The 26573-nt window shown below is 70.7% G+C and carries 20 protein-coding genes; 7 read left to right on the forward strand and 13 right to left on the reverse strand.

Going from position 1 to position 26573, the window contains the following annotated elements; genetic code table 11:
• Positions 1 to 101: 101 nt before the first annotated feature.
• On the forward strand, positions 102 to 965 hold the full coding sequence (locus AB0L37_RS25730; RefSeq protein WP_365509895.1) for an SAM-dependent methyltransferase: 864 nt from the start codon (positions 102 to 104) through the stop codon (positions 963 to 965).
• Between the two features lie 4 nt (positions 966 to 969).
• Here the strand turns inward: AB0L37_RS25730 and ftsH are convergent, their stop codons facing one another.
• The gene (gene ftsH / locus AB0L37_RS25735; protein WP_365509898.1) at positions 970 to 2913 is read right to left on the reverse strand and encodes an ATP-dependent zinc metalloprotease FtsH; all 1944 of its coding nucleotides are present in this window, start codon (positions 2911 to 2913) and stop codon (positions 970 to 972) included.
• Positions 2914 to 3036: 123 nt separating this feature from the next.
• On the opposite strand from ftsH, the gene yhfZ reads away from it, so the two are divergent.
• On the forward strand, positions 3037 to 3975 hold the full coding sequence (gene yhfZ / locus AB0L37_RS25740; RefSeq protein WP_365509901.1) for a GntR family transcriptional regulator YhfZ: 939 nt from the start codon (positions 3037 to 3039) through the stop codon (positions 3973 to 3975).
• 77 nt (positions 3976 to 4052) lie between these two features.
• Here the strand turns inward: yhfZ and ffh are convergent, their stop codons facing one another.
• The 5 genes from ffh to AB0L37_RS25765 form a co-directional block, all read right to left on the reverse strand.
• Positions 4053 to 5612: a signal recognition particle protein gene (gene ffh / locus AB0L37_RS25745; protein ID WP_365509903.1), complete on the reverse strand. Its 1560-nt coding sequence runs from the start codon at positions 5610 to 5612 to the stop codon at positions 4053 to 4055.
• Between the two features lie 112 nt (positions 5613 to 5724).
• A complete protein-coding gene (locus AB0L37_RS25750) occupies positions 5725 to 8259 on the reverse strand; it encodes a [protein-PII] uridylyltransferase (protein WP_365509906.1) in 2535 nt (844 codons plus the stop codon).
• A 31-nt stretch (positions 8260 to 8290) separates the two neighbouring features.
• On the reverse strand, positions 8291 to 8629 hold the full coding sequence (locus tag AB0L37_RS25755) for a P-II family nitrogen regulator (protein WP_127829950.1): 339 nt from the start codon (positions 8627 to 8629) through the stop codon (positions 8291 to 8293).
• Positions 8626 to 9903 (reverse strand): ammonium transporter, encoded by a 1278-nt coding sequence (locus AB0L37_RS25760; RefSeq protein WP_365509910.1) that lies wholly within the window; start codon positions 9901 to 9903, stop codon positions 8626 to 8628. The genes AB0L37_RS25755 and AB0L37_RS25760 overlap by 4 nt, the downstream gene beginning before the upstream one ends.
• A gap of 390 nt (positions 9904 to 10293) precedes the next feature.
• Positions 10294 to 11775, reverse strand: coding sequence for a hypothetical protein (locus AB0L37_RS25765; protein WP_365509912.1), 1482 nt, complete (start codon positions 11773 to 11775; stop codon positions 10294 to 10296).
• 425 nt (positions 11776 to 12200) lie between these two features.
• Here AB0L37_RS25765 and AB0L37_RS25770 point away from each other — a divergent pair, with 425 nt between their 5' ends.
• Positions 12201 to 12869 carry a bifunctional DNA primase/polymerase gene (locus AB0L37_RS25770; RefSeq protein ID WP_365509915.1) on the forward strand — a complete coding sequence of 223 codons (669 nt, stop codon included), beginning with the start codon at positions 12201 to 12203 and terminating at the stop codon, positions 12867 to 12869.
• A gap of 109 nt (positions 12870 to 12978) precedes the next feature.
• Here AB0L37_RS25770 and ftsY read toward each other — a convergent pair whose 3' ends face one another.
• Positions 12979 to 14193 (reverse strand): signal recognition particle-docking protein FtsY, encoded by a 1215-nt coding sequence (ftsY, locus tag AB0L37_RS25775; protein ID WP_365509917.1) that lies wholly within the window; start codon positions 14191 to 14193, stop codon positions 12979 to 12981.
• A 179-nt stretch (positions 14194 to 14372) separates the two neighbouring features.
• Here ftsY and AB0L37_RS25780 point away from each other — a divergent pair, with 179 nt between their 5' ends.
• Both AB0L37_RS25780 and AB0L37_RS25785 read left to right on the forward strand, forming a co-directional pair.
• Positions 14373 to 15821, forward strand: coding sequence for a cytosine permease (locus tag AB0L37_RS25780; RefSeq protein ID WP_365509919.1), 1449 nt, complete (start codon positions 14373 to 14375; stop codon positions 15819 to 15821).
• Positions 15822 to 15885: 64 nt separating this feature from the next.
• Positions 15886 to 16857, forward strand: a complete 972-nt coding sequence (locus AB0L37_RS25785) for an LLM class flavin-dependent oxidoreductase (RefSeq protein ID WP_365509922.1) — start codon at positions 15886 to 15888, stop codon at positions 16855 to 16857.
• 122 nt (positions 16858 to 16979) lie between these two features.
• Here AB0L37_RS25785 and AB0L37_RS25790 read toward each other — a convergent pair whose 3' ends face one another.
• The 4 genes from AB0L37_RS25790 to AB0L37_RS25805 form a co-directional block, all read right to left on the reverse strand.
• A complete protein-coding gene (locus tag AB0L37_RS25790; protein WP_365509925.1) occupies positions 16980 to 18404 on the reverse strand; it encodes a sugar porter family MFS transporter in 1425 nt (474 codons plus the stop codon).
• Between the two features lie 217 nt (positions 18405 to 18621).
• Entirely contained in the window at positions 18622 to 22176 is a 3555-nt protein-coding gene (gene smc / locus AB0L37_RS25795) for a chromosome segregation protein SMC (protein WP_365509928.1), read from the reverse strand.
• A 215-nt stretch (positions 22177 to 22391) separates the two neighbouring features.
• On the reverse strand, positions 22392 to 22595 hold the full coding sequence (locus tag AB0L37_RS25800; protein ID WP_018531075.1) for a hypothetical protein: 204 nt from the start codon (positions 22593 to 22595) through the stop codon (positions 22392 to 22394).
• A gap of 382 nt (positions 22596 to 22977) precedes the next feature.
• Positions 22978 to 23259 (reverse strand): acylphosphatase, encoded by a 282-nt coding sequence (locus AB0L37_RS25805; RefSeq protein ID WP_365509931.1) that lies wholly within the window; start codon positions 23257 to 23259, stop codon positions 22978 to 22980.
• Positions 23260 to 23392: 133 nt separating this feature from the next.
• On the opposite strand from AB0L37_RS25805, the gene AB0L37_RS25810 reads away from it, so the two are divergent.
• Positions 23393 to 24514: a CAP domain-containing protein gene (locus AB0L37_RS25810; RefSeq protein WP_365509934.1), complete on the forward strand. Its 1122-nt coding sequence runs from the start codon at positions 23393 to 23395 to the stop codon at positions 24512 to 24514.
• Positions 24515 to 24532: 18 nt separating this feature from the next.
• On the opposite strand, the gene AB0L37_RS25815 is transcribed toward AB0L37_RS25810, so the two are convergent.
• Positions 24533 to 25135 (reverse strand): flavodoxin family protein, encoded by a 603-nt coding sequence (locus AB0L37_RS25815; protein ID WP_365509936.1) that lies wholly within the window; start codon positions 25133 to 25135, stop codon positions 24533 to 24535.
• A 137-nt stretch (positions 25136 to 25272) separates the two neighbouring features.
• On the opposite strand from AB0L37_RS25815, the gene AB0L37_RS25820 reads away from it, so the two are divergent.
• Positions 25273 to 25668 carry a helix-turn-helix domain-containing protein gene (locus tag AB0L37_RS25820; protein ID WP_365509939.1) on the forward strand — a complete coding sequence of 132 codons (396 nt, stop codon included), beginning with the start codon at positions 25273 to 25275 and terminating at the stop codon, positions 25666 to 25668.
• On the opposite strand, the gene mutM is transcribed toward AB0L37_RS25820, so the two are convergent.
• Positions 25641 to 26501, reverse strand: coding sequence for a bifunctional DNA-formamidopyrimidine glycosylase/DNA-(apurinic or apyrimidinic site) lyase (mutM, locus tag AB0L37_RS25825; protein WP_365509942.1), 861 nt, complete (start codon positions 26499 to 26501; stop codon positions 25641 to 25643). The genes AB0L37_RS25820 and mutM overlap by 28 nt on opposite strands.
• Between the last annotated feature and the right edge of the window lie 72 nt (positions 26502 to 26573).

Here is a 26573-nt window from a genome sequence, read left to right on the forward strand (position 1 = left end):
GAGTTTTCTGGCATACGGGGGGAGTGCGAGCAGCGCGCGAACACGGTCGGTACGCCACGGCGACAACTCTCGGCATCTCTCGGCGGATTGGGGCACTTTCGATGACACCTACGCTCGTGCAGCGGCACCTTCCCCACGCGGCTCCCCTGCCGCGCGCGGACCTGTGCGCACGCGCGCGTGACTGGGCAGAGATCCAGGAGCGGATGCTGGTTCCTGTCTACGAAGCGGTGTACGAACGGCTCGAGGTGGGTCCCGGGACACGGCTCCTCGGACTCGGCTGCGGTTCGGGGCTCGCGCTCCTCATGGCGGCGTCGCGCGGCGCGTCCGTGACGGGCGTGGAGTCCGCCGAGCCGGAGCGGCTCGCCCTGGCCAGGCAGCGGCTGCTCCCCGGCGCGTGGGAGGGGCGCGGGCGCGGTGGGACGCGCCTGACGGACGGCAGCGAGCACGACATCGCCGTCGCCGAATCCGGGCAGGCGCCGTTCAACCTGATCACCGCCTTCCAGCCGATCGGCTGCACGGCCGGGGACTCGGAGGGGCTCTCGGCGCTCCTGGAGAGCGCGGCGCCGATGGCGCGGCGGGGCACTCCTGTGGTGCTCGTCGGGTGGGGTCCGCCCGAGCGCTGCACCACGTCGTCGGTCCTGCGTGTGGCCACCAAGCTCGCCGATCCGCTGCGCAGTACGGGCAGTTGGCGTCCGGCGCTCCGCGACGACCTGGAAGAGGTGGCCCACCGGGCGGGGCTGCGGCCCGACGGGTCCGGGCGCGTGGCGTGCCCCTTCGGGTACGCCGACGCGGAGAGCGCGGTCCGCGGTCTGCTGTCGACCAGGTTGTTCGACGCGGCGGTGGGAGCGACGGATCTGGCTCAGGTGGACAAGGAGGTCACCGAGGCGCTCCAGCCCTACGTACGGGCCGACGGAACCGTGTGGATGCCCAACGTCTTCCGGTACCTGATCGCCCGTACCGCGTGAATGCCTACTCCTTGGTGAGGCGGGTGACTCCGGCGATCCGGTACGCGTCCGCCTCCTCCAGGGTCTCGTTCTCAAGAAGCGCCGCGGCCAGCGCGTCCAGCTTGTCGCGGTTGTCGCGCAGCTTCTGGCACGCCTCCTCGTAGCACTCGTCCACGATGCGCCGCATCTCGCCGTCGATCGTGTCGAGCGTCTCGGGTGCGGCGGACAGACCGTAGGCCTGCTGCGCGTCGTTCGGGAGGGCGGAGAGACGGCCGACCTTCTCGCTCATGCCCCAGCGGGCGACCATGCCGCGGGCGAGGTTGGTGACCTGCTCCAGGTCGTTCTCGGCACCGGTGGTGATGACGCCGTAGACGACCTGCTCGGCCGCCATGCCTCCCAGCGCGCCGATGATGCGCCCGCGCAAGTACTCCTCGGTGTACGCGTACTTGTCGGCGTCCGGCGTGGACAGGGTCACGCCGAGTGCCCGGCCGCGCGGCACGATGGTGATCTTGCGGACAGGGTCGGCGCCGGGCTGGAGCATGCCCAGAAGGGCGTGGCCGCTCTCGTGGTACGCGGTGCGGCGGCGCTCCTCGTCGGGCATCACCAGGGGCCGTTCGGCGCCCAGTTGGACCTTCTCCAGCGCTTCGGAGAGGTCGGTCTGGGTGACCTGCTTCTGCTGGCGCTTGACCGCGAGGAGGGCGGCCTCGTTGGTGAGGTTGGCGAGTTCGGCGCCGGTCATGCCCGGCGTCGTACGGGCCACCTGGGCGAGGTCGACGTCGGCCGCCATCGGGATGTCGCGGGTGTGGATCTTGAGGATGGACTCGCGGCCGCCGCGGTCGGGCGGCGAGACGTTGACGATGCGGTCGAAGCGGCCCGGCCGGGTCAGGGCCGGGTCGAGGACGTCCGCGCGGTTGGTGGCGGCGATGACGATGACGCCCTCGGAGCCGGTGAAGCCGTCCATCTCGGTGAGGATCTGGTTCAGGGTCTGCTCGCGCTCGTCGTGGCCGCCCATGCCGCTGCCGCCGCCGCGCGCGCGGCCGATCGTGTCGATCTCGTCGATGAAGATGATCGACGGGGCGACCTTGCGGGCCTCGGCGAAGAGTTCGCGGACCCGGGAGGCGCCGACGCCGACGATCATCTCGATGAACTCCGAGGCGGAGGCCGAGAAGAACGGCACGCCGGCCTCACCGGCCACCGCGCGCGCGAGCAGCGTCTTACCGGTTCCGGGCGGCCCCGCGAGCAGCACGCCGCGCGGCATCTTGGCGCCCATCGCGCGGTACGCGTCGGGGTTCTTGAGGAAGTCGACGACGTCGTTGAGCTCGCCCTCGACCTCGTCGATGCCGGCGACGTCCTCGAAGGTGGTGCGCTTCTTGCCCGGCTCCAACTCGACCGGCTTGGGCGGCTGTTTGCGCCCCAGCATGCCGCCCGCGCCGCCGCCCATGCCCTGGCTCATGCGCCGCGCGATGAAGATCCACAGAACGACGAGGAGCAGCATCGGGGCGAGCGAGATGAGGAGGTTGGACAGGAAGCTGCGCTCCTGGACGACCGGCTCGGCCGTGACGATGACGTCGTGCTTCTCCAGGTTCGCCCACAGGTCGTCGTCGGCGAACGACGGCCTCTGGGTCGTGAACTTCGTGTAGTTCTTCTTGCCGCTGTCGCTGCCGTCCGGGGTGGGCTGCTCCTTCTTGAGCTGCCCCTGGATCGCGTCGCCCTTGGAGTAGATCTTGGTGACGTTGTCGTTCGCGACCTGCTTGCTGAACTCGGTGTACGAGATCGTCGCCTCGTCGCCCTCGTTGAAGAACGAGAGCACGAGGTTCGCGATCAGGTAGACGATCAGGGCCGTCAGAATGAGGCTGCCCCAGCCGCCGGGCATCTTGCGCTTGGGCGACTGCGGGGGCGGTGGGGGAGGCGCGCCCTCGGAACGCCAGGGCTGATCCGTGCGGTCACGCGGGGGTACGGGGTTCGCCACGCCTGTCTCTCCTCCTGCCGCCTACCGCTTCGGCCACCGCCACCGGGGCCTGAGCCTTGGGCCCATGACCGCACAGATCCCGAACCCGTGCCAGTATCCAGAAACCTGGTTACTGTCTTGTTCGTGAACGGTGTCGACGATCGCTTCCTGACGCGCAACGGCCTGGCGGCCCGCCGGCTCGCGGTCCTCCTCATGGGGCACGAGCCGCAAGCGCGCCTGCCCCGTGTGAAGGACTTCGCCGAAGAACTGGGCTGCGGGAACGGAACCGTGCAGGCCGCTCTGCGCCTCCTGGAGGAGTCGGGCGCCATCGAGACCGCCGCGCGCGGCCACCTCGGCACCTTCCTGATCGCCTCCGACCGCGCCATACTGTGGCGCCTGTCCGGCCTCGGCACCCTGCGGTGCGCGCTGCCGCTCCCCCACTCACGCCGCTTCGAGGGCATCGCCAGCGGCTTGCGTGCCGCCTTCGAAGCGGCCGGTACACCTTTTTCCCCCACCTACATGCGCGGCGCGGGCGCTCGCTGCGCGGCTCTCCTTGAAGGCGGAGTCGACCTGGTGGTGCTCTCGCGGCTCGCGGCGGACCGGCTGATCGAGCGGCACAAGGGGCGGCTGAGCCTCGTGGCCGATCTCGGACCGGCCACCTACGTAGGCGCGTACGGCTGTCTGCTGCATGAAGGGGCCGCGCTCGACACGCCTGGGCTGCGCGTCGCTGTGGACCACGCGTCGCTGGACCAGCGCCTGCTGGCCGAGCGGGCCTTCGCGGGCCGCGACGACATCCGGTGGGTGGAGTCGTCGTCCATGGGAGTGCGCGAGCTGCTCGCGCAGAGGCGGGCCGATGCCACCGTGTGGAGCCTGGACGAGGCGCAGCACCTGCCCGGCGTAGAGGTGCTCCCGCTGGGTGAGGAGGTCACGCGCGATCTGGAGCCGCGCGCCTCCAGTGCGGCGCTGATCGGCAGGACCGAGGGCGCGGAGGCACTGTCCGCGGCGCGGGGCGTCCTCGATCCGGGCCGGGTCACGCGCGTGCAGGCCGAGGTGGTGCGAGGCGAAAGAGTCCCGTCGTACTGACCGGCCCGCGAAGGCCGGTCAGTACGACGGAGCCGGTCTGTACGACGGAGCGGTCAGTACGACGGCAGGTCGGCTTGTCAGCCCATGAACTTCTTGAACTCGTCGGGGAGTTCGAAGTCCTTGGCGGCCTCCGGCCCGGCGCCGGGCAGACCGAGCGCGCCACCCGCCTCGGCGGCGGCCGCGCGGCGGGCCGCCTCCTCCTGCTCCTGCTGCTTGCGCTTCATCGGGTTGCCGGAGCGCTGCTTGCCCTTGGCCTTCTTCGGCTGCTTCTTCTGCCGGCCCGGGCCACCGCCCATGCCCGGCATCCCGGGCATCCCCGGCATGCCGCCGCCCTGTGCCATGCGGGACATCATCTTGCGGGCCTCGAAGAACCGCTCGACCAGGTTCTTGACGGCGCTGACCTCGACGCCGGAACCCTTGGCGATACGGGCACGGCGCGAGCCGTTGATGATCGTGGCGTCGGCGCGCTCGGCGGGGGTCATCGACTTGATGATGGCCGCGGTGCGGTCGACGTCGCGCTCGTCGAGGTTGTTGATCTGGTCCTTGATCTGGCCCATCCCCGGCAGCATGCCGAGCAGCTTGGAGATGGAGCCCATCTTCCTGACCTGCTCCATCTGCGCCAGGAAGTCGTCGAGCGTGAAGTCCTGGCCCTTCTTGGAGGCCAGCTTCGAGGCCATCTTCTCGGCCTCTTGCTGCGAGAAGGTCTGCTCGGCCTTCTCGATCAGCGTGAGCATGTCGCCCATGCCGAGGATGCGGGACGCCATGCGGTCCGGGTGGAACGCGTCGAAGTCGTCCAGCTTCTCGCCGTTCGAGGCGAACATGATCTGGCGACCGGTGACGTGCGCGATCGACAGGGCGGCACCACCACGGGCGTCACCGTCGAGCTTGGAGAGCACGACACCGTCGAAGCCGACGCCGTCACGGAAGGCCTCGGCCGTGTTGACCGCGTCCTGACCGATCATGGCGTCGACGACGAAGAGGACCTCGTCGGGGCTGACCGCGTCGCGGATGTCCGCGGCCTGCTGCATCAGTTCCTGGTCGATACCGAGGCGGCCCGCGGTGTCGACGATGACGACGTCGTAGACCTTGGACTTGGCGTACTCGATGGAGTCCTTGGCGACCTGGACCGGGTCGCCCACGCCGTTGCCCGGCTGCGGGGCGTAGATGCCCACGCCGGCGCGCTCGGCGACGACGGACAGCTGGTTCACGGCGTTCGGACGCTGGAGGTCACAGGCCACGAGCAGCGGCGAGTGCCCCTGGCCCTTGAGCCAGCTGCCGAGCTTTCCGGCGAGGGTCGTCTTACCGGCACCCTGCAGACCCGCGAGCATGATCACGGTCGGGCCGGTCTTGGCGAAGCGCAGGCGGCGGGTCTCGCCGCCGAGGATGCCGATGAGCTCCTCGTTGACGATCTTGATGACCTGCTGGGCGGGGTTCAGTGCCTGGGAGACCTCGGCACCGGCCGCGCGCTCCTTGACCTGCTTGATGAACGCACGGACGACGGGCAGCGCCACGTCGGCTTCAAGGAGGGCGATCCGGATCTCGCGGGCCGTGGCATCGATGTCCGCCTCACTGAGGCGCCCCTTGCCGCGGAGGTTCTTGAATGTCGCTGCGAGGCGATCGGAGAGAGTGTCGAACACGGCGGTCGCGAATCCTCGGGTCGGGTGGCTCTACGGACAGGTCGCCCTCCAGGGTATCGGGCGCGGCGCATTGGGTCAGCGGCCCGGTCCCGCCGACCTGCCCGGAGGGACGTCAGCGGGGCCGGAGGGCGGCGTCCTGGGCCGGCTGCAACGCCTTCTCCAGGGACCGGGCGACCGACGTAGCCTCCGCCGCGGGCAGCGGCGCTCCCTCGGGCCCGGTGACGTAGAACGCGTCGACGGCGTTGGAGCCCAGCGTCGAGACGTGCGCCGAGCGCACGCGGACGTCGGCGGTCTCCAGGGCCCGGCCGATCCGGTGCAGCAGGCCCGGGGCGTCCTGGGCGCGGACCTCGATGACCGTCGCGAGCCGGGACCCGGCGGACGCGAGCGTCACCCGGGGCGGCGGCGCCACCACGCCCCGCCTGCGCGGGTACGCGGCGTCCCGCTCGGCGAGCCGGGCGGCGATGTCGAGGCTGCCGTCGAGGGCCCGTACGAGATCGGCGCGCAACCGGGCGGCCTGCGGCAGCGAACCGTACTCGGCCGCGACCCGCCAGTTGAGCAGGAGGACCGAGCCGTCCTCGCCCCACTCCTCCGGCAGGGACAGGGCGCGCAGTTCCGCGGTGCGGACGGTCAGGCGGTGCATGGCGAGGACACCGGCGACGGCGGGCAGCACCCCGGCCTGGTCGGGTACGGCGATCAGCAGCTCGACGCCCAGCGGCTCCGGTTCGACGGTGGCCGGGCCTTCCTGCGCTGCGGAGCCCGACGCGGAACCGGTGGCCCCGGAAGAGGACACCGCCCCTTCCGTCTGCGCCCGCAGCGCGAGCACGGGCCCGCCGGTGCGGAACGCCTCGACGGCGAGCCGCTCCTGCTCGGCGGTGGGATCCGCGGCGTCCGGGTCGACGGGCTCGTCGCCCGCGAGCACCGCGGCGACCCGCTTGACCAAGTCGGCGACGAGCGATCCCCGCCAGTTCGACCAGGCGGCGGGCCCGGTGGCGAGCGCGTCCGCCTCGGTCAGCGCGTGCAGCAGTTCCAGCGTGCCGGTCGAGCCGACCGCGTCCGCGACGGCACGGACCGTCGCCGGGTCCTCCAGGTCGCGGCGCGTGGCGGTCTCGATGAGCAGCAGGTGGTGGCGTACGAGCGAGGCGAGGACGGCGACGTCGGCGCGGTCGAAGCCGATCCGTGCCGCGACGTCCCGCGCGATGATCTCGCCGGCGACGGAGTGGTCCCCCGGCCACCCCTTGCCGATGTCGTGCAGCAGCGCCGCCACGAGGAGCAGGTCGGGGCGCCCGACGCGGCGGGTGAGTTCCGAGGCGCACACCGCGGTCTCGACGAGGTGCCGGTCGACGGTCCAGGTGTGCACGGCGTTGCGCTGCGGCCGGCACCGCACCCGCTCCCAGTCGGGCAGCAGCCGGGTGATCAGCCCCTCGGCCTCCAGCGCCTCCCACACCTCGACGGTGGGGCGGCCCGCGCCGAGCAGCGTGACCAGCTGTTCGCGGGCCTCGGCGGGCCACGGCGCGGGCAGCGGCCGGGCGGCGGCCGCCATCCGGCGCACCGCGTGCAGCGACAGCGGCAGCCCGGCCTGAGCGGCAGCGGCGGCGGCGCGCAGCGGGAGCACCGGGTCGCGGTCGGGCTTGGCGGCGCGGGCGAGCACCACCTCGCCGTCCATCTCGACGACGCCCTCGGCGAGCGGCGAGCGCTCCACCGGGGCGGACTTCCCGCCGCTCAGCATGGCGCGCAGCCGGGGCCGTACCGAGCGGGACTTGAGGACCCGGCCCACCTCGCGCCAGGTCACGTCGCTCGCGTACGACACCGTGCGCGCGGCCTCGTAGACCTGACGCAGCAGGGTGTCGGCGTCCAACAGGCCGAGTTCCGCGGCAACTTGATCCTGCTCCTGGAGAGCGAGGCGGTCGGTGGCGCGGCCCGTCGTCAGGTGGAGGGCGTCCCGGACGTCGAGCAGGCGGCGGCGGGCGTCCGCGAGTCCCTCGCGCGGCGCGTCGGCGAGCCAGGACGCGGCGACGGCCCGCAGCGCGGTGGCGTCCCTGAGGCCGCCCCTGGCCTCCTTCAGATCGGGCTCCAGGAGATATTGCAGCTCGCCCTGGCGCTCGGCGCGCTCCTCGCAGAGCTCGCGCAGTTCGGGCAGCCGCTTGGGCGCCTGGTTGCGCCAGTCGGCGAGGACGGCGGTGCGCAGCCCGGCGGTGAGGCCGAGGTCGCCGGCGAGGTGCCGGGCGTCGAGCAGGCCCAACTGCACCTTGAGGTCGTCGCCCGCCGTCTTGCGCGCCTCCGCGGGCGTCCGCACGGAGTGGTCGAGGGCGAGGCCGAGGTCCCAGACCGGGTACCAGATGCGGTCGGCGAGGGCGGCGATGGCGCCGGGCTCCGCCGTGCCGTCGTGAAGGAGGAGCAGGTCGAGGTCGCTGCGCGGGGAGAGTTCACCGCGCCCGTACCCGCCGACCGCCACGAGCGAGACCCCCGGCACGCCGCTGCCGAACAGTTCGGTGAGCCAGTCGTCGGTCAGCTCCGCGAGGGCCGCACGGCGCGGCGGCCCGGACTGCGCCTCCCCCTGGAGGAGGCGCAGCCGGGCCGCCGCATAGCCGCTGGGTGCAGGGTTGTCGTCGTCCGCCTGATCGGTCCGTACGTCGTTCACACTCGTCACCCAGCGACTCCCGTTCGGTTGGTCGAATCGGTTACAGCGCGTCCGGACCGCGCTCGCCGGTCCGGACCCGTACGGCCGTCTCGACGGGGACCGCCCAGACCTTGCCGTCCCCGATCTTGCCGGTCCGTGCGGCCTTCACGACGACATCGACGAGCTGCTCGGCGTCGTCGTCCTCGACCAGGACCTCGATACGGATCTTCGGCACCAGGTCGACGGTGTACTCGGCCCCACGGTAGACCTCGGTGTGGCCGCGCTGGCGGCCGTAGCCGCTGGCCTCGGTCACGGTCAGGCCCTGGACTCCGAAGGCCTGGAGGGCTTCCTTGATCTCGTCGAGCCGGTGCGGCTTGACGACCGCGGTGATCAGCTTCATGCGTCTACCTTCTTGGACTGTGCGGGCGTGGCGGGGACGGTCGCGGACACAGAAGATCCGCTGGAGCCCACACCGCTGAAGTCGTAACCGGTCTCGGCGTGCTGCGCCTGGTCGATGCCGCTGACCTCGTCGTCCTCCGTCGCGCGGAAGCCGATGGTCTTCTGGATCGCGAAGGCGAGGATCAGGGTCACCACGAAGGTGTAGCCGATCACCGCTCCGGCACCGGTGAGCTGGGAGATGAACTGGTCGAGGCCGCCCGTGCCGTTGATCGCCAGGAAGCCGACCATCAGGGTGCCGAGGATGCCGCCGACGAGGTGGACGCCGACGACGTCGAGGGAGTCGTCGAAGCCGAGCTTGAACTTGAGGCTGACGGCCCAGGAGCAGACCGCCCCGGCCACGACACCGATGAGCATGGCGCCGAAGACGTTGACGTTGCCGCCGGAGGGGGTGATCGCGACGAGGCCGGCGACGGCGCCGGAGCAGGCGCCGAGCGTGGTGAACGCGCCGTGGCGGATGCGCTCGTAGGCGAGCCAGCCGAGCATGGCGGCGCCGGTGGCGACCTGCGTGTTCAGGGCCATCGTGGCCGTCGTGCCGTCAACGCCCAGCTCCGAGCCGGCGTTGAAGCCGAACCAGCCGAACCACAGCAGGGCGGTGCCCAGCAGGACGAGCGGCAGGTTGTGCGGCCGCATCGGGTCCTTCTTGAAGCCGACCCGCTTGCCGACGACCAGGACGGCGGCGAGGGCGCCGACACCGGCGTTGATGTGGACCGCGGTACCGCCGGCGAAGTCGATCACGGCCGGGTCGAGCTTGGCGAGCCAGCCGCCGCCCCACACCCAGTGCGCGACGGGGAAGTAGACGACCGTCACCCAGAGCGCGATGAAGACCATCCACGAGCTGAACTTGACGCGGTCGGCGAGGGCACCGCTCATCAGGGCGGCGGTGATCACCGCGAACAGCATCTGGAAGAGGGAGAAGGCGAGAACGGGGATCTTCTCACCGGCGAAGTTCTCCATCAGGGAGTCGGGCTTCACCCCCTTCATGCCGATCATGTCGAAGTTGCCCATGAAGCCGCCGACGTCGCCGCTGAAGGCGATCGAGTGGCCGTAGAGCACCCACAGGATCGTCACGATGCCCAGCGAGATGAACGACATCATCAGCATGTTGAGGACGCTCTTGGTCCGCACCATGCCGCCGTAGAAGAGTGCCAGGCCGGGCGTCATCAGCATGACGAGCGCGGCACTGATCAAAACGAATCCGGTATCTGCGCCATTCAAAGCTGGCTCACCTCAGTGGAGTCGGGGACGGCCCGTGCGGATGCCACGAATGACGCGGGCCTCACTGTGCTGAGGAGATTGGCGCAAAACCGTTTCGCGCGGCGCGCAGGGATGTTTCGCCGCAGTGACGAAGGTGCCCGTGGCGTTACGACGGCGTGAAACGCCGTGTCGTCCGCGTCCTGTGTCCCTGTCGTCGGGCCGTCCCCGGGAACCCTCGTCGGCGATGTTCCCGGCATTCCCGCGGGCCCCCGCCCACCGGATGTCCCGGCCACGGACCGCATACAGCCGCGCACGGCACCGGCCGCGTCCGCCGTCCGCGATGACCTGGCAATGGGGGAGCCGAGTCGGGCTGTTTCGGGACGGCCGGCCGCGGCCGGCGTTCAGGGGGTGTCAGACCGCCGCTTCGGCGGTCTCGGGCAGTTGGGCCGCGAGCTGGTCGGTCAGCTGGATGACCTCGGCCACGTCCCCGAAGTCCCGGACGGCGGTGTCGACGGTCTTGCGGATACGGGTGTTGACCCGCTCCGAGCGCACCTTCCTGGCGATCTGGAGGGCCTGCTCCGCGAGGACGGTGGACTGCACCGGCTCCTTCTGGAGGAGGTGCACCGTGGCCATGCCGATCAGGTTGAGTGCGTACGAACGCTGGTGCTCCGCGTCCTTGGAGAACAGCTCGACGGCCCGCTGCATGACCGGCTCGGCCATCGACGCGTACGTGGGGCTGCGGCCCGCCACGTAGGCGAGGTCGCGGAACGAGTGGCTGTTCTCGCCGTGCAGTTCGGCCTCGGAGAAGAAACGGATCCAGTCGGGGTCCGGCTCGTCCCAGTCGTCGGCGTCGGTGAAGGTGTCCTCGGCCATCCGCACGGCCCGCTTGCACTTGCCGGGCTGCCCCATGTTCGCGTACGCGCGGGCCTCCATCGCGTACAGCATCGACTGGGTACGGGGACTGGCGCAGTCGCGACTGCCGTACTGGGCGAGGTGGATGAGCTCCAGGGCGTCCTCGGGGCGGCCGAGGTGGATCATCTGCCGGCTCATGCTGGACAGGACGTACGAGCCGAGCGGCTTGTCGCCCGCTTCCTTGGCGGCGTGCAGGGCGAGCACGAAGTACTTCTGGGCGGTGGGCTGGAGACCCACGTCGTAACTCATCCACCCGGCCAGCTCGGCGAGTTCGGCCGCGACCTTGAACAGGCGCTTGGTCGTCTCCTCGGGCTGCGGCTCCTGAAGGAGGTCGGTGACCTCGTGCAGCTGGCCGACGACCGCCTTGCGGCGCAGGCCGCCGCCGCACTGCGCGTCCCACTGGCGGAACATGACGGTGGTGGACTCCAGGAGGTCCAACTCCGGCTTGGACAGCCGGTTCCCGCGGCGCTGCGCGGCGGACTCCGCCTCGGTCCTGGCCGCAGCCGCGCCGGGCGTCGGCACCAGCCAGCGCTGCATCGGCTCGATGAGCGAGGGCCCGGCGGCGAGCGCCAGGGAGCTGCCGAGGAAGCCGCGGCGCGCCAGCATCAGGTCGCTGCGCGAGAACTCGCCGATGAGCGCCACGGTCTGCGGACCGGTCCAGGGGAGGTCGACGCCGGACACCGAGGGGGCCTGGTGCGCGGCGCGCAGCCCGAGGTCCTCGACGGCGACGACACAGCCGAACCGCTCGGAGAACAGCTCGCTGAGGATTCTGGGGATCGGCTCGCGCGGGTTCTCCCCGTCGAGCCAGCGCCGCACCCGGGAGGTGTCGGTCGAGATGTGGTTCGCACCCAACTGCCGTGCCCGGCGGTTCACTTGACGCGCGAGCTCGCCCTTCGACCAGCCGCTGCGCACGAACCACGAGCCGAGCAGTTCGTTCGGGCGCTTCTCAGCGTTCGTCACGCTTCCGCCGCTGCCGCCCACTGGAACGCCCCCATCCCTGAAGCCATCTAAGACGCTCAACGTCAAGTCCTGTCGGCCACTCTTGCCCGTAAGCCCTACCAGGATGCCGTCAACTACGCCTTCCCGTCCGGCAGTTGTCACTCCTCGAACAGGAAACCGACTTGCCTGCGGCATACCCACGGGTGCATGCACCCTCAGGGTTCGTGCACCGAAAGTAATCCTACGATCACCCCTCCGGCGAGGGCGAACCCGGAAACGCCACCATTCGCCACCCCTTCGAATGAACTCAGGAACCGTCCCACACGATTCACTTGACATAGGCCAGCCGGAAATGGGCGCAGCGGTGCGCACCGGGGCGCGCGGTTCGGAGCGCACCACCCCGAACAACGGGTCACGATCCGATTCCGCAACGTAACCACCGGCGCGCAGGACCCGTTGGAGGGGGCATGGGCTTCACGATCGGCGGCATCCGCGAGATGCGCTCCGGCTCACGTCGCCGCGGCCGCACGTCCGGCCGCGCTTCGGACTGCACGACGGTGGCGGAGTACACCGGCCTGTGGGGCTGGGACGTGGTCCCCGGCGCGCGCGCCGCGGGCCCCGACTGCTCCTGCGGGAAGGCGGACTGCGCGGCGCCCGGCGCCCATCCGCTCGATCCGGACGCGCTCGTCCCGGCGGGCGCCACGCTCGACGAGGTGACCGAGGCGTGGGCCCGGTTCCCCGGCGCCGCGGTCCTGCTCCCCGTCGGCCGCGCCTTCGATGTCATCGACGTCCCGGAGGCGGCCGGCCGCCGCGCCCTGACCCGCCTGGAGCGCATGGGTCTCCCCCTCGGCCCGGTGATCGCCACCCCCGAGGGCCGCGCCCACTTCTTCGTCGCGCCCGGCGCCGCCGCCGAACTCCCCACGCTGCTCTACCGCACGGGCTGGGACGACGCGACGCTCGATCTGCACGCCCTCGGCGCCGGCGCCTACATCACGGCACCGCCGTCGGACCGCGGGGACCTCGGCCCGGCGACCTGGCTGCGCGCCCCGAGCCTGGACACGGCGACCCAACCGCCGCAGGCCCGGCTGCTGTTGGGGACGCTGGCCTACGTGGCCCACCGCTCGGCCTGCGTATAGCACCGCGTAGCACCGCGTAGCACCGAGCAGAACGCGGCGCGGGGAGCCGCGGCCCACCGGCCGCAACTCCCCGCATCCGTCCCACCCTGCCGACGCATCGGCCGCCGGGCTACTCCCCGATCAGCGCGTCCACGAACGCCTCGGGCTCGAACGGCGCCAGGTCGTCGGGGCCCTCGCCGAGCCCGACGAGCTTGACCGGCACGCCGAGTTCGCGCTGCACGGCCACGACGATGCCGCCCTTGGCCGTACCGTCCAGCTTCGTCAGGACGATGCCGGTGATGTCGACGACCTCGGCGAAGACGCGCGCCTGGACCAGGCCGTTCTGCCCGGTCGTCGCGTCCAGCACGAGGAGCACCTCGTCGAGCGGCGCGTGCTTCTCGACGACGCGCTTGACCTTGCCGAGCTCGTCCATCAGGCCGGTCTTGGTGTGCAGCCGGCCCGCGGTGTCGATGAGCACGACGTCGGCGCCCGCCTCGATGCCCTCCTTCACGGCGTCGAAGGCGATGGACGCCGGGTCGCCGCCCTCGGGGCCGCGCACGGTGCGCGCGCCGACCCGGTCGCCCCAGGTCTGGAGCTGGTCGGCGGCGGCCGCGCGGAACGTGTCCGCGGCGCCCAGCACCACGTTCTTGCCGTCGGCGACGAGGACGCGTGCCAGCTTGCCGGTGGTGGTGGTCTTGCCGGTGCCGTTGACGCCGACGACCATCACGATGCCCGGGGTGTCCAGGTTCGAGTCCGTCTTCACGGAGCGGTCGAACTCGGGGACGAGCAGCTTGAGCAGCTCTTCGCGCAGCAGCGCGCGCAGCTCGTCCGGCGTGCGGGTGCCGAGCACCTTCACGCGCTCGCGCAGGTTCTCGACCAGCTCCTGGGTGGGCTGCACGCCGACGTCGGCGGTGAGCAGCGTGTCCTCGATCTCCTCCCAGGTGTCCTCGTCGAGGTGCTCGCGGGACAGGAGCGTGAGGAGCCCCTTGCCGAGCGCGTTCTGCGACCGGGACAGCCGGGCGCGCAACCGCACCAGGCGGCCCGCGGTCGGCTCCGGTACCTCGACCTCGGGAGCGGCCGGTACGGGCTCCTCGACGACGACCGGGGCCGAGGCCGACGGCTCGACGAGGGGGAGATCCACCTCCTCGATCGTGCGCCGCGCTTCGTCGCGCGGGGTCTCGGCCTCGTCGCCGACGTGCGGCTCGGCCGGCGGGGCGGCGGTGATGTCGGGCGCGGAGGGCGGCGGCGGAGGCAGCTGCTTCTTCTTGCGGCTGCCGACCACGAGCCCGCCGAGCGCGCCGATCACGACCACGGCGATGACTACAGCAAGGATGACGATTTCCATAACCCGTCCAGTATCAGTCATGGGGCCTCGGCGAGGCGGTTCTCGTACCTTCCTCCAACGGACAAACGTCTCTTGAGGGAATTACTCGGACTAAAGTACGATGGAAGAGGTTGCATCAACGCGCGTAGAGTCCAACGCGATCCTCCGCCCCACCCCACAGAGGCACGGAACCCCACCGCATGAGCAAGACCGCCGAATCCGAAGGCACCCTGGAGACCCGCGGCCTCGAGCCCGTCCCGGACGCCGAGCGCACCGCCAAGACCCGCGAACTCTTCCCCACCTGGGTCGCAGCGAACATCAGCGTGCTGCTGCTCACGATGGGCGCGAGCCTCGTCGTGGCGTACAAGCTCAACTTCTGGCAGGCCATCGTCGTCGCGATCGCGGCGCCCATCGTGTCGTACGGCCTCGTCGGCCTGATCGGCATCGCGGGCAAGCGCGGCGGCGCCCCCGGCATGGCCCTGTCGCGCGCGGTCTTCGGCCAGCGCGGCAACCTGCTGCCCGGCTCGCTGATCTGGGTCGCGCGCTGGGGCTGGGAGACGATCAACGCGGTGACGGGCGCGTACGCCGTGCTCACCGTCCTGGACATCCTGTTCGGGATCAAGCAGAACAACTTCCTGGTGATCGTCACGCTGCTGCTCTTCGTGTGCACCACGTTCGCGATCTCGGGCCTCGGCATCAACGCCGTGCAGAAGTGCAACAAGTACGCGACGTACCTCTTCGGCCTCTTCTCGGTCCTGGTGCTCATCTACCTGATCGTCAACACCGACTGGTCCGCGGTCTTCGGCCAGGACGCGGGTTCGACGTCTCTGATGGTCGCGGGCATCGGCATGATCGCCGCGGGCGGCGTCAGCTGGATCCCCTCCTCCCCCGACTTCACGCGCTACCTGCCGCGCACCGCCTCCGCCAAGGCCATCGTCGGGAACTCGATCGGGGGCGCCGGCATCGTCGTCCTGCCCATGGTCCTGATGGGCGCCGTCATGGCCGTGTCGACCCCGGACCTGGCCTCGGCCGCCGACCCGGTCTCCTTCCTCGGCGAGATCCTGCCGATGTGGATCGCGGTGCCGTACCTGCTGATCGCCCTGGTCGGCATGCTGCTGATCAACGCCATGTCGATGTACTCGGCCGGCTTCACCGCGCAGACCCTCGGCTTCAAGGTGCCGCGCCACTGGGCCGTCTCCATCAACGCCCTGATCTCGCTGGTCTTCGGCGCCGTTCTGATGCTCGTCGCGACCAGCTTCATGAGCTCGTTCATCGCGTTCCTGTCGCTGCTCGCGGTCGCCTTCTCCGCGTGGGTCGGCGTCTTCGGAGCGGACATGCTCACGCGCAAGCACTACGACGGTGCCGCCCTGCTCGACACCACGCGCACCAGCGCCTACTGGTACAAGGGCGGCTTCTCCCCCGCGGCCTGCATCGCCTGGGCTGTCGGCCTCGTCGCGGGCCTGCTGTTCACGTCGTCCGACTGGTTCACGGGCCCGCTCGCGACGAACAACTTCATCGGTGAGTACGGCCTCGGCTGGGTCGTCACGATCGTCGTCTCCGGCCTGCTGTACCTGGCGCTCCCGAAGCCCGTGGACACCACCACGGCGCCGGACGAGCCCACCAAGGAGACCGCACCCCTGGCCGTCTGACGCCCCGTCAGCTACCGTCCCCCTGCACACGAGCCGAACCAGCCGCGTGGAGGGGGACTTCCTTATGCCCGTGTCCGTCGTACGGTTCAACCTGGTCGACCCCGCCGGCACCCCGGAGTCCCTGAGCGAGCGCTACAAGGCGGCCGTGGAGATGGCCTCGTACGCCGACGACCGCGGCGTCGACACGATCCAGACCGAGGAGCACCACGGCGTCGACAACAACTGGCTGCCCTCCCCGTTCACCTTCGCGGGCGCGGTCTTCGGCGCCACCCGCCGCATCGCGGTCACGGTCTCCGCGATCATCGGCCCGCTGCACGATCCGCTCCGGATCGCCGAGGACATCGCCGTGCTCGACCTGGTCAGCGGCGGGCGCCTGGTGACGGTCGCCGGGATCGGCTACCGCCCGCAGGAGTACGCCCAGTTCGGCGTGGAGTGGAAGCGGCGCGGCAAGCTCCAGGACGAGCTTCTGGAGACGCTGCTCAAGGCCTGGACCGGCGAGGAGTTCACCTTCCGTGGACGGCAGGTGCGCGTCACCCCGCGCCCGTTCACCCAGCCGCATCCGCTGCTCCTGGTCGGCGGCTCCTCACAGGCGGCGGCGCGCCGGGCGGCCCGCCTCGGACTGCCCTTCTTCCCGAGCGCGCATCTTCCCGAGCTGGAGGCGTACTACAAGGAGCGCCTTGAGGAGTACGGCACCGAGGGCTGGACCATGATGCCCGCGAAGACCACCCCGCTGCTCCACCTGTCCGAGGACCCGGACCGCACTTGGGCAGAGCACGGCGGGCACTTCCTGCACGAAGCGCGCACTTATGCGTCCTGGCAGTCGGGCGACATTAAGTCGGCAGTGAAGTCCGGCGCGACGACCGTCGAGGAACTGCGCGCCGAGGGCGTCTACCGGATCCTCACCCCCGACGAGTGCCTGGCCCAGGGCCTCGACAACTTCGTCCTGCATCCGCTCTCCGGCGGCATGCCGCTCGACGAGGGCTGGCGCAGCCTCCGGTTGTTCTGCGAGAACGTGGTGCCCCGGCTCACGGCCTGACCCGGACACGCGACACCGCCCCCGGCCGGAGAAGATCCGGGCCGAGGGCGGCGACGTCAACGGGGAGATGGCAGCGGGGTCTTGATTCCATCCCCCCGAACCTGCGGGGAGGGTACGGGCGGTCAGCCCATCTCCTCCAGGGACTTGCCCTTGGTCTCCTTCACGAACTTCAGGACGAAGGGGATGGAGAGCGCGGCGAAGGCACCGTAGATGATGTACGAGCCGCTCAGGCTCCAGTCCGACATGCTGGGGAAGGTCTTGGTGATGGCGAAGTTGGCCAGCCACTGGGCGGCCGCCGCCACACCGAGCGCCGCGGCACGGATCCGGCCCGGGAAGATCTCGCCGAGCAGCACCCAGACCACCACGCCCCAGGAGAGGGCGAAGAAGAGGACGAAGGCGTTGGCGGCGATGATCGCGGTCAGACCCTGCCCGTACGGCAGCGAGGCCGTGTCACCCGAGCCGGTCTTGTACGAGAAGGCCCAGGCGCAGGTGAACAGGGCGACCGCCATACCGGCGGAACCGATGATCGCGAGCGGCTTGCGGCCGATGCGGTCGACGAAGATCATCGCGATGACCGTACCGATGATGTTCACGATCGACGTCTCGAACGAGTACAGGAACGAGCTGGACGGGTCCTGCCCGATCGACTGCCACAGCTGGTTCGAGTAGTAGAAGATCACGTTGATGCCGACGAGCTGCTGGAAGACCGAGAGCCCGATACCGATCCAGACGATCGGCAGGAAGCCGAACTTGCCGCCGAGCAGGTCCTTGAAGGTGGACTTGTGCTCGCTGCGCATCCCTTCCTCGATCTCCGTGACCCGCATGTCCACGTCGACGCCGACGCCCTCGACCTCGGTCAGGACCTTCTTGGCCTCGGTGTGACGGCCGGCCGAGATCAGGAAGCGCGGCGACTCGGGGATCGCGAAGGAGAGCAGCCCGTACAGGACGGCCGGGACGACCATGACGCCGAGCATCCACTGCCAGGCCTCAAGGCCGCCGATCTCCCCGCGCTGGTCGCTGTCGGCCATGTTGAGGATGCCCCAGTTGACGAGCTGGGAGACGGCGATGCCGATGACGATGGCGGCCTGCTGGAACGAGGCGAGCCGGCCGCGGTACGCGGGCGGGGCCACCTCGGCGATGTAGGCCGGGCCGATGACCGACGCCATGCCGATGCCGATACCGCCGATGGTGCGCCACATCATCAGGTCCCAGACCGCGAACGGCAGGGCGGAGCCCACGGCGCTGACGGTGAAGAGGACGGCCGCGATCTGCATGACGCGGATACGGCCGATGCGGTCGGCCAGCCGGCCCGCCGTGGCCGCTCCGACCGCACAGCCGAGCAGCGCGATGGCGGTGACCCAGCCGAGCACGTCCGCGCTGAGATCGAACCTGTCCTTGATCGCGACAGTCGCGCCGTTGATCACGGAACTGTCGTAGCCGAAGAGGAAGCCACCCATCGCGGCAGCTGCCGTGATGAAGATGACGTGCCCGAGATGGTCGGGCACGGCTTCCCGGGCTCCTGATTTGGGTGCCTCAGTGCTGGTCACGTGTACTCCTCGGGCCACCGGCTGCACTGCCGGGGGTGGGGGCGAGCCCTTCAGTAGTGATTCCTAGTGGCGCACAGGTTCGCGCCACCCACCACCTGAAGGTAAAAGCAACGTTGCAGAGACTATGCCTTCAAGTTTCGAAGTCAACAGTTAGGTACCTATGAGTTTTTGGGCGCACGTGCAGGACTTCACGTTCAAGACTTGAACACAACAGGTGCTACCGCAGCCGCTGGCTGATCACCTTCGACACCCCGTCGCCCTGCATGGAGACGCCGTACAACGCGTCGGCGACCTCCATCGTGCGCTTCTGGTGCGTGATCACGATGAGCTGCGAGGCCTCCTGAAGCTCCTGCATGATGCGGATGAGCCGCTGAAGGTTGGTGTCGTCGAGAGCGGCCTCGACCTCGTCCATCACATAGAACGGGCTGGGCCGCGCCTTGAAGATGGAGACCAGCAGCGCCACGGCGGTCAGCGACCGCTCGCCGCCGGAGAGCAGGCTCAGCCGCTTGACCTTCTTGCCCGGCGGCCGCGCCTCGACGTCCACACCCGTGGTGAGCATGTTGTCGGGATCGGTCAGGATCAGCCGTCCCTCGCCGCCCGGGAAGAGCCGGCTGAAGACGCCCTCGAACTCGCGGGCCGTGTCCCGGTACGCCTCGGTGAAGACCTGCTCGACGCGCTCGTCGACCTCCTTCACGACTTGAAGCAGGTCGGCGCGGGTTTTCTTGAGGTCCTCCAGCTGCTCACTGAGGAACTTGTGGCGCTCCTCCAGCGCCGCGAACTCCTCGAGGGCCAGCGGATTGACCTTGCCGAGCTGTGCGTACGCCCGTTCGGCTGACTTGAGCCGCTTCTCCTGTTCGGCACGGACGAAGGGCCGGGGCTTGTTGCGCGGGTGCTCCGGGTCCTCCGGCAGTTCCTCGCCCTCGGCGGGGAGCGAGGGCGGCACGAGCTGGTCAGGACCGTAGTCCGCGACGAGCCCGGCCGGTTCGACACCCAGTTCCTCCAGCGCCTTGGTCTCAAGCTGCTCGATCCGCAGCCGCTTCTCGGCACCGAGTACCTCACCTCGGTGGACCGAATCCGTCAGCTTGTCGAGTTCTGCCTTGAGATCGCGGCCCCGGCCCCGCTCGGCGACGAGTTCCTGCTCCCGTACGGACTTGGCGCGTTCGGCGAGGGTGCGCTCGGCGTCCGCGCGCGCGAGGGACACCTCGACGTGCGCGAGCAACTGCCGCGCACCGGACGCGACGGCCTCGGCGACGGCCGCCTCGTACTTCAGGCGGGCGCGCTGCCGCTCGGCACGCGCGCGTGCGTCGCGTTCGGCGCGTGCGGCCCGGTCGAGCGAGTCGGCGCGGCCCGCGAGCCCCTTGACCCGCTCCTCGTGCGTACGGACCTGAAGTCGGGCCTCCATCTCGGTCTGGCGGGCGTTGGCCCCGTCGGCGTTCAGCCGGTCGCGCACGGAGGTGTCGGGTTCCTCGTCGGCGGGCTGCTCCTCGGCGACCAGCAGCCGCTCGGCCAGCTCCTCCGCGTCCTGGACGGCCTGCTCCAGGGACTCCTGCGCCCTGGCCGCGGCGGCGGCGCTGCGCTCGGCCTCGTCCGCGGCGCCGCGCGCCTGCCCGGCGAGCCGCCCCAGCTGCTGCGCACGCCCGGACCGCTCCCGCTCCATGGCCCGCTGCCGCTGCCCCAACTCCTCGACCAGCGCCGCGCATTCGCCGCGCCGCTCGGCGGCCACGTGCTGCGCCTCGGCCAACTCCTCGCACTGCGCGGACAGGTGCTCCAGCTCGGCGTCGGCCTCGTCGACGGAGGCCTGCACCTCCAGGAGGCTGGGCGCCCCGGCGGACCCGCCCTGCGCGAAGTGGGCTCCCAGCAGGTCGCCCTCCGCGGTCACGGCGGTCAGTTCAGGACGCGCGTAGACCAGATCCTCGGCGTCCTCCAGGGTCCCGACGACGACGATGCCGCGGAGCAGGCGCCGCACGGCGGGCATCAACTCGGCCGGTCCGCGCACCAGTTCGGCGGCGTACGGCGGGCTGCCCGGTTCCGTGTTGTCGGGCGCTTCCTCGGCGTCGGTCGCCAGAAGCAGGGCGGCCCGCCCCGCGTCCTGCTTGCGCAGCAGGCGAATCGCTTCGGCGGCGGAGGCCGGCGAGGTCACGGCCACGGCATCGGCCGCGGCGCCGAACGCCGCCGCCACCGGCACCTCGAACCCCGGCGCCACCGAAAGCAGCTCGGCGGCCGGCCCGAGCAGCCCGCTCAGCCGCTCCTTCGCCCCGAGCAGCGCGCCCGTTCCGTCCTTGCGCCGCAGCCCCAGCGCGAGCGCCTCGCGCCGGGCGGAGACCGCGGCCCGCTTGCGCTCCGCGGAGGTGGCCCCCTCCCGCGCGGCGCTCAGCGCGGCCTCGGCCTCGGCGAGCCCGGCCTTCGCGCTCTCGTACCGCTGCGCGAGTTCCTCGTCACCCGCGTCGAGCCCGTCGACCTCGGCCTTGAGCTGCTCGTACTCCTCCTGCGCGGCGGCGGCCCGCTGCTGCGCCCCGTCCCGGGCGGCGGCGAGCCGGTCGATCTCGGCCTGCGCGGAAGCGGCCCTGCTGCGCGCCGCGTTGACCTGCCCCTGGAGCCAGGCGAGCCCCTCGCGCCGGTCGGCGATGGCCCGCGCGACGTCCTTGAGCCTGCGCTCCTCGACCGCCAGCTCCCGCTCGAGCTCGGCCCGGTGCGACACGGTCTCCTCAAGAGCGGTCTGCGCCGCTTCGAGGGCCGCCTCCAACTCGGCCTCCTGCTCCCGCACCCGGGCGGCCTCGCGCTCCAGGTCCTCGGGATCACGGCCGCGCCGCTCCTCGGCGGGCGCGGACGTCGCGCTCTTGACGCGGGCGTCGGCGAGCGAGATCGTCCCGCGCACCCGCTCGGCGAGCTGCGAGAGCTCGTACCAGGTCTGCTGCGCCCGCTGGAGACGCGGCGTCAGCTGCCGCACCTCGTCCTCCAGGTGCCCTTCGCGCAGCAGCGCCTTCTTCAGCTCCTCCTCGGCGCTCTCCTTGCGCCGCTTCAGCTCGGCCTCGTCGGCGACCTCGGCGCTGAGCGCCTCTGTCAGCCGTACGAGATCGTCGGCGAGCAGCCGCAGCCGCGTGTCGCGCAGGTCCGCCTGGATGACGGCGGCCCGGCGCGCGACCGCCGCCTGTCTGCCCAGCGGCTTGAGCTGCCGCCTGAGTTCGTCGGTGAGGTCCTGGACGCGGGCGAGATTGGCCTGCATCGCGTCCAGCTTCCGCAGCGCTTTCTCCTTGCGCTTGCGGTGCTTGAGGACGCCGGCGGCCTCCTCGATGAAGGCGCGGCGGCCCATGGGATCGGCGTGCAGCACGCCGTCGAGCTGGCCCTGGCCGACGATGACGTGCATCTCGCGGCCGATGCCGGAGTCGGAGAGCAGGTCCTGGATGTCGAGGAGACGGCAGGTGTCGCCGTTGATCTGGTACTCGCTGCCGCCGTTGCGGAACATGATCCGCGTGATGGTGACCTCGGCGTACTCGATGGGGAGCGCGCCGTCGGAGTTGTCGATGGTCAGCGACACCTCGGCGCGGCCGAGCGGCGGGCGCCCGGTGGTGCCCGCGAAGATGACGTCCTCCATCTTGCCGCCGCGCAGCGACTTGGCACCCTGCTCGCCCATGACCCAGCTCAGCGCGTCCACGACATTGGACTTGCCCGAGCCGTTGGGCCCCACGACGCAGGTGATGCCCGGCTCGAACCGCAGCGTGGTGGCCGAGGCGAACGATTTGAACCCGCGCAGGGTCAGAGCCTTGAGGTGCACGCCGTCGGACTCTACCCGGCACCCTTGTCTCACTCCATGAACCCACGGTTTCGCCCATGAAGGTGCAGGGCACATCAGACGTTAAGAACGCACTGCGATGACGGGGCGCGGAGACGGGGGCCCGCAAGAAAGAAGGGACGCCGAAGCGTCCCTTGCGAATCTCTGAGTCAAGCGGCTGTTACGTACAGCCCGACCACGTACGACGCTGGAAGTGGTCAGGTGAGCGCGGGCTCCGCCTGGGGTACGTCGATGCTCTCCAGGAGCGAATCGTGAGAAGCGGCAGCCGCGAGCGCGTCGTTCTCGGCCTGGATCCGGCCGAGCTCGGATTCAAGATCCTGGACGCGCTGCTGGAGCCGTCGCATCTCGGCGAGGAGTCGCGGGTCGCTGCCGCCGACGTAACCGAGAAGCGCCTTTGCCATGATGGATGGTCCTCCACACTGAGTGACCGACCGAAGCGGTGTGGGTCGTGAGGGAATCGCACCCGCGGTGCTTGGCACTTCTTGTTCTTGCTGCCGTTCTCACATGCCAAACAGCTAAGGTGCGCGGGGATTCCAGAGTCTCACCAAAAAGTTTGACGGTCAACACGATCACGCCCCGTATTGGCGGGCAACCCGGGGGCTTCGCGCCGTGAAACGTCCGGCGCGGCCTGACCTTCGGGGCCCTGGGGGCGTAGTGATCATCCGTCTCTCGGGAGCCTGCCACGAGTCCCCCGTCTTGGCAACCACCAGGGCATTTCTGCCCTGAGCAGTTGCCCGCGGCACCTGCGCGCGGGGCGCACCCGCCGCCGCCAGGGACGACGGCTCAGCGGATGGCAAACCCGTCGTAGCCGCCGCGGGGCGTGTCCCAGATCTCAGTCACACCGTCGACCCGGCCGGGTGTGTCGTCGCTGTGGAGCCAGTCGAGCAGTTGCCGGCACGCGGGGCGCGGGCCCTCGGCGACCACCTGGACGCGACCGTCCTCCAAATTGAGAGCAAAACCACTCAGGCCCCCGATCTCCAGAGCACGTGCACGGGTGAACCACCGAAAACCCACACGTTGGACGCGTCCTCGCACCCAGGCGACGAGCCGTACGTCTTCGTTCATGGGTGCACGCTAACCGGCCAATTGCACTCGGAGCACTTCGTCCCCTTGCGTCTTGGGGTACCGTCGCGGACCGATGAGCCTCACCCGTATGGGTGAGTCACATTGACGACCGCGAGGACGAGGAAGGCCAGACATGGGACGCCACCGACGCTCCGCCGCCGGCCGCGCCGCCACGGGCCGCGCCGCGGGCACCCCGGAGCCGCACTCCGAGGGCACGTACACCGAAGGATATGGCGAGGCGTACGGCGCCGGTCACGCAGGGTCCTACCCGGGCGACGCGTACGGGACGGACGCGCCGTACGGCCGGCAGGCCGCGACGCAGCACCCCCTGTACTCGTCGTACGAGGAGTACAGCCCGTACGACGAGACGGTGACCGGGTTCTACGGCTCCGTCTCCTCGGCCGGCGGCTCCGGCGACGAGCCGCGCGGGGAGCGCCCGCACCGGCGCCGCAAGAAGCGCGGCGGTGTGCCCGTGCGGACCGGCCTGCTCGGCGTCTCCGCCGCCGTCGCCATGGGCGCGGTCGCGGTGGCCTCGGGGCTGATCCCGGGCGCCGACAACTACAAGCTCGGCGGCGACAACGGCGGCAACAAGGTGCAGGCCGCCGACTCCTCCCCCAGCGTCGAGGCGCAGGGCGGCACGGACGGCTCGGTCGACGACCGCGCGCCGTCCGCCGCGAGCCGCGACACCGCGCGCGCCACGCCCTCCGCCTCGCCCTCGAAGTCCGCCTCGTCGAAGCCGTCCGCCGAGCCGTCGAAGACGCCTGAGGCGTCCAGGAGCAGCGAGCCGGAGACGAAGAGCGCGAGCCCGACGAAGACGGCCCCCGCGAAGACGAAGGCACCGACCACCGCCGGCGGTGGCGGCTCCGCGACGACGTCGGAGACGGCGGCCGCCGCTCAGGTCCTCGCCCTCGTCAACCAGGAGCGCGCCAAGGTCGGCTGCACCCCGGTGACCGCGGACAGCGGCCTCGCCTCGCTGGCGACCGCCTTCAGCGAGGACATGGCGGCGCGGAACTTCTTCGACCACACGGACCCGGACGGCGCGACGCCGTGGGACCGCGCCAAGGCGGCCGGCATCACGGACCTCGGCGGCGAGAACATCGCCCGTGGCCAGGCCAACGCCCAGTCCGTGATGGACGCCTGGATGAACAGCCCCGGCCACAAGGCGAACATCCTCAACTGCGACTACAAGACCCTCGGCGTCGGTGTGCACTTCGGCTCCGGCGGCCCGTGGTGGACGCAGGACTTCGGCTTCTGAGCGGCTTGCGAACAGCTTCTAGGCGGTGACGGCGAGGCGGCCCGCGCGGAACACGCGCGCCGTCTCCGTGACCCGGCGGCCCAGGTGCTCGGCCGTGGCGACGTCCGCCTTGTGCACGGCCTCGGGGCCCTGGTCGTTGTTGGTCTGCGCGGCCGCGCCCGCGAAGAAGCCGAGCCGGTTGAGGTCGTCCTCCGAGGCCTCGCTGGTGTTCCAGCCCGGGTGCAGACCGAGGTTGACCCAGGTCATGCCGTGCTGCGCGGCCAGGATCTGGAAGAACTGCAGGGTGTGCAGCTTGTCGCCGCTCTTGGAGCCGGAGTTGGTGAACCCGGCGGCGAGCTTGTCCTGCCAGTCGAGGCCGAACCAGCGCTTCGAGGTGGCCTCCGCAAAGACGTGGAAGGCGCCCGACGCCGTACCCATGTAGGTCGGCGATCCGAACACGATCGCGTCCGCGGCGTCGAGCCGCGCCCACTCCTCCTCGGTGATCTCGTCGACCTTGATGAGGTGGGCCTCGGCGCCGGCCTGGACGGCCCCCGCGCGAACGGCCTCGGCGAGGACGGCGGTGTGGCCGTAGCCCGAGTGGTAGGCGATGGCGACGACGGGTGCGAGGGCATGCGTGGTCATGGTGACGTACTCCCGGATCGGTGAGTGAAGGAAAGTGCCGGACGCGTCGGAACGCTCGCGGCGACCACCGAAGGAAAGCACTAACTTTTAGATAGCGCAACCCGCAAGTTCGCGCTGCGTCGGAGTATGCTCGTGGTATGGACTCGACCGGCATGGATTCCCCCGACCTCGCCTACGACGTGTTCTCCAAGTCCTGCCCGTCGCGCGGCACGCTGGAGCACGTGACCGGCCGGTGGGGCGCGCTCACCCTGGGAGCGCTGCACGAGGGCTCGTTCCGCTTCAACGAGCTGCGCCGCCGCGTGGACGGCGTGAGCGAGAAGATGCTGTCGCAGACGCTGCACGCGCTGGAGCGCGACGGCCTGGTGCACCGCGACGCGCAGCCCACGAACCCGCCGCGCGTGGACTACGAACTGACGCCGCTGGGCCGGGAGGTGGCCGAGCGGCTGCTGACCCTCATCCGGTTCGTGGAGGGGCGGATGGACGACGTACTGGTCTCCCGCGAGCGCTACGACGAGACGCGCGGCGGCCTCTGACAGCGCGGGCAGTAGTAGCTCGACCGGTTCATCCAGGCGCGGCGCCGCATCGGCGTCGCGCACCGGCGGCACGGCAGCCCTTCACGCCCGTACGCGTCGAGGGACCGGTCGAAGTAGCCGGACTCCCCGTTCACATTCACGTAGAGGGAGTCGAAACTCGTCCCGCCGACGCTCAGCGCCGCGTTCATCACATCCCTTACGTGGCCGAGGAGTTCGGCCGTGCGCGGGCGCGTGAACGTCGCGGTGGGGCGCTCGTAGTGCAGCTTCGCGCGCCACAGCGCCTCGTCCGCGTAGATGTTGCCGACGCCGCTGATGAGCGACTGGTCGAGCAGAGCGCGCTTGATGGTGGTGCGCTTGCGGCGCAGCGCGTCGTGGAAGGCCGCGTCGTCGAAGAGCGGGTCCAGGGGGTCGCGTGCGATGTGCGCGATGACGTCCGGCAGCTCGTCGGGGGTGTTCTCGTGCAACGAGAGCCCGCCGAAGGTGCGTTGGTCGACGAACCGCAGCTCGGTCCCGAGGTCGTCCGCGAACCGTACGCGGATCCGAAGATGCTTCTCGTCCGGCGCCTCGTGCGGCTGCACCAGCAGCTGGCCGCTCATGCCGAGGTGCGCGAGCACGGAGGTGTGCGTCGTCTCCAGCGGCAGCCACAGGTACTTGCCGCGCCGCATCGGCTCGCCGATCCGCTGCCCCTTGAGGCGGTGCGCGAAATCCTCGCCGCCCGCGAGATGACGGCGTACGGCACGGGGGTGCAGGACCTCCGCGTCGGCCACGGTCCGGTGCGCCACCCAGCGGGCCAACCCGCGCCGCACGACCTCTACTTCGGGCAGCTCTGGCACGGGGGTCCTCCGGACGGGGCGGGACGGGTCGGGGTGACATCGGGGTGACGCGGGGCAGCGTACAACGCAGAA

Origin of the sequence: Streptomyces sp. NPDC052225 (genome assembly GCF_040679615.1) — a bacterium.
In the GTDB taxonomy this organism is placed as follows: Bacteria; Actinomycetota; Actinomycetes; order Streptomycetales; family Streptomycetaceae; genus Streptomyces.

Excerpts from the sequence above, each read along its gene's own strand:
- AB0L37_RS25730 (WP_365509895.1), top strand. The coding sequence starts at position 102 with ATGACACCTACGCTCGTGCAGCGGCACCTTCCCCACGCGGCTCCCCTG.
- AB0L37_RS25755 (WP_127829950.1), bottom strand. The coding sequence starts at position 8,629 with ATGAAGCTGATCACCGCGGTCGTCAAGCCGCACCGGCTCGACGAGATC.
- AB0L37_RS25770 (WP_365509915.1), top strand. The coding sequence starts at position 12,201 with ATGGGCTTCACGATCGGCGGCATCCGCGAGATGCGCTCCGGCTCACGT.
- ftsY (WP_365509917.1), bottom strand. The coding sequence starts at position 14,193 with ATGGAAATCGTCATCCTTGCTGTAGTCATCGCCGTGGTCGTGATCGGC.
- AB0L37_RS25780 (WP_365509919.1), top strand. The coding sequence starts at position 14,373 with ATGAGCAAGACCGCCGAATCCGAAGGCACCCTGGAGACCCGCGGCCTC.
- AB0L37_RS25785 (WP_365509922.1), top strand. The coding sequence starts at position 15,886 with ATGCCCGTGTCCGTCGTACGGTTCAACCTGGTCGACCCCGCCGGCACC.
- AB0L37_RS25800 (WP_018531075.1), bottom strand. The coding sequence starts at position 22,595 with ATGGCAAAGGCGCTTCTCGGTTACGTCGGCGGCAGCGACCCGCGACTC.
- AB0L37_RS25805 (WP_365509931.1), bottom strand. The coding sequence starts at position 23,259 with ATGAACGAAGACGTACGGCTCGTCGCCTGGGTGCGAGGACGCGTCCAA.
- AB0L37_RS25810 (WP_365509934.1), top strand. The coding sequence starts at position 23,393 with ATGGGACGCCACCGACGCTCCGCCGCCGGCCGCGCCGCCACGGGCCGC.
- AB0L37_RS25815 (WP_365509936.1), bottom strand. The coding sequence starts at position 25,135 with ATGACCACGCATGCCCTCGCACCCGTCGTCGCCATCGCCTACCACTCG.
- AB0L37_RS25820 (WP_365509939.1), top strand. The coding sequence starts at position 25,273 with ATGGACTCGACCGGCATGGATTCCCCCGACCTCGCCTACGACGTGTTC.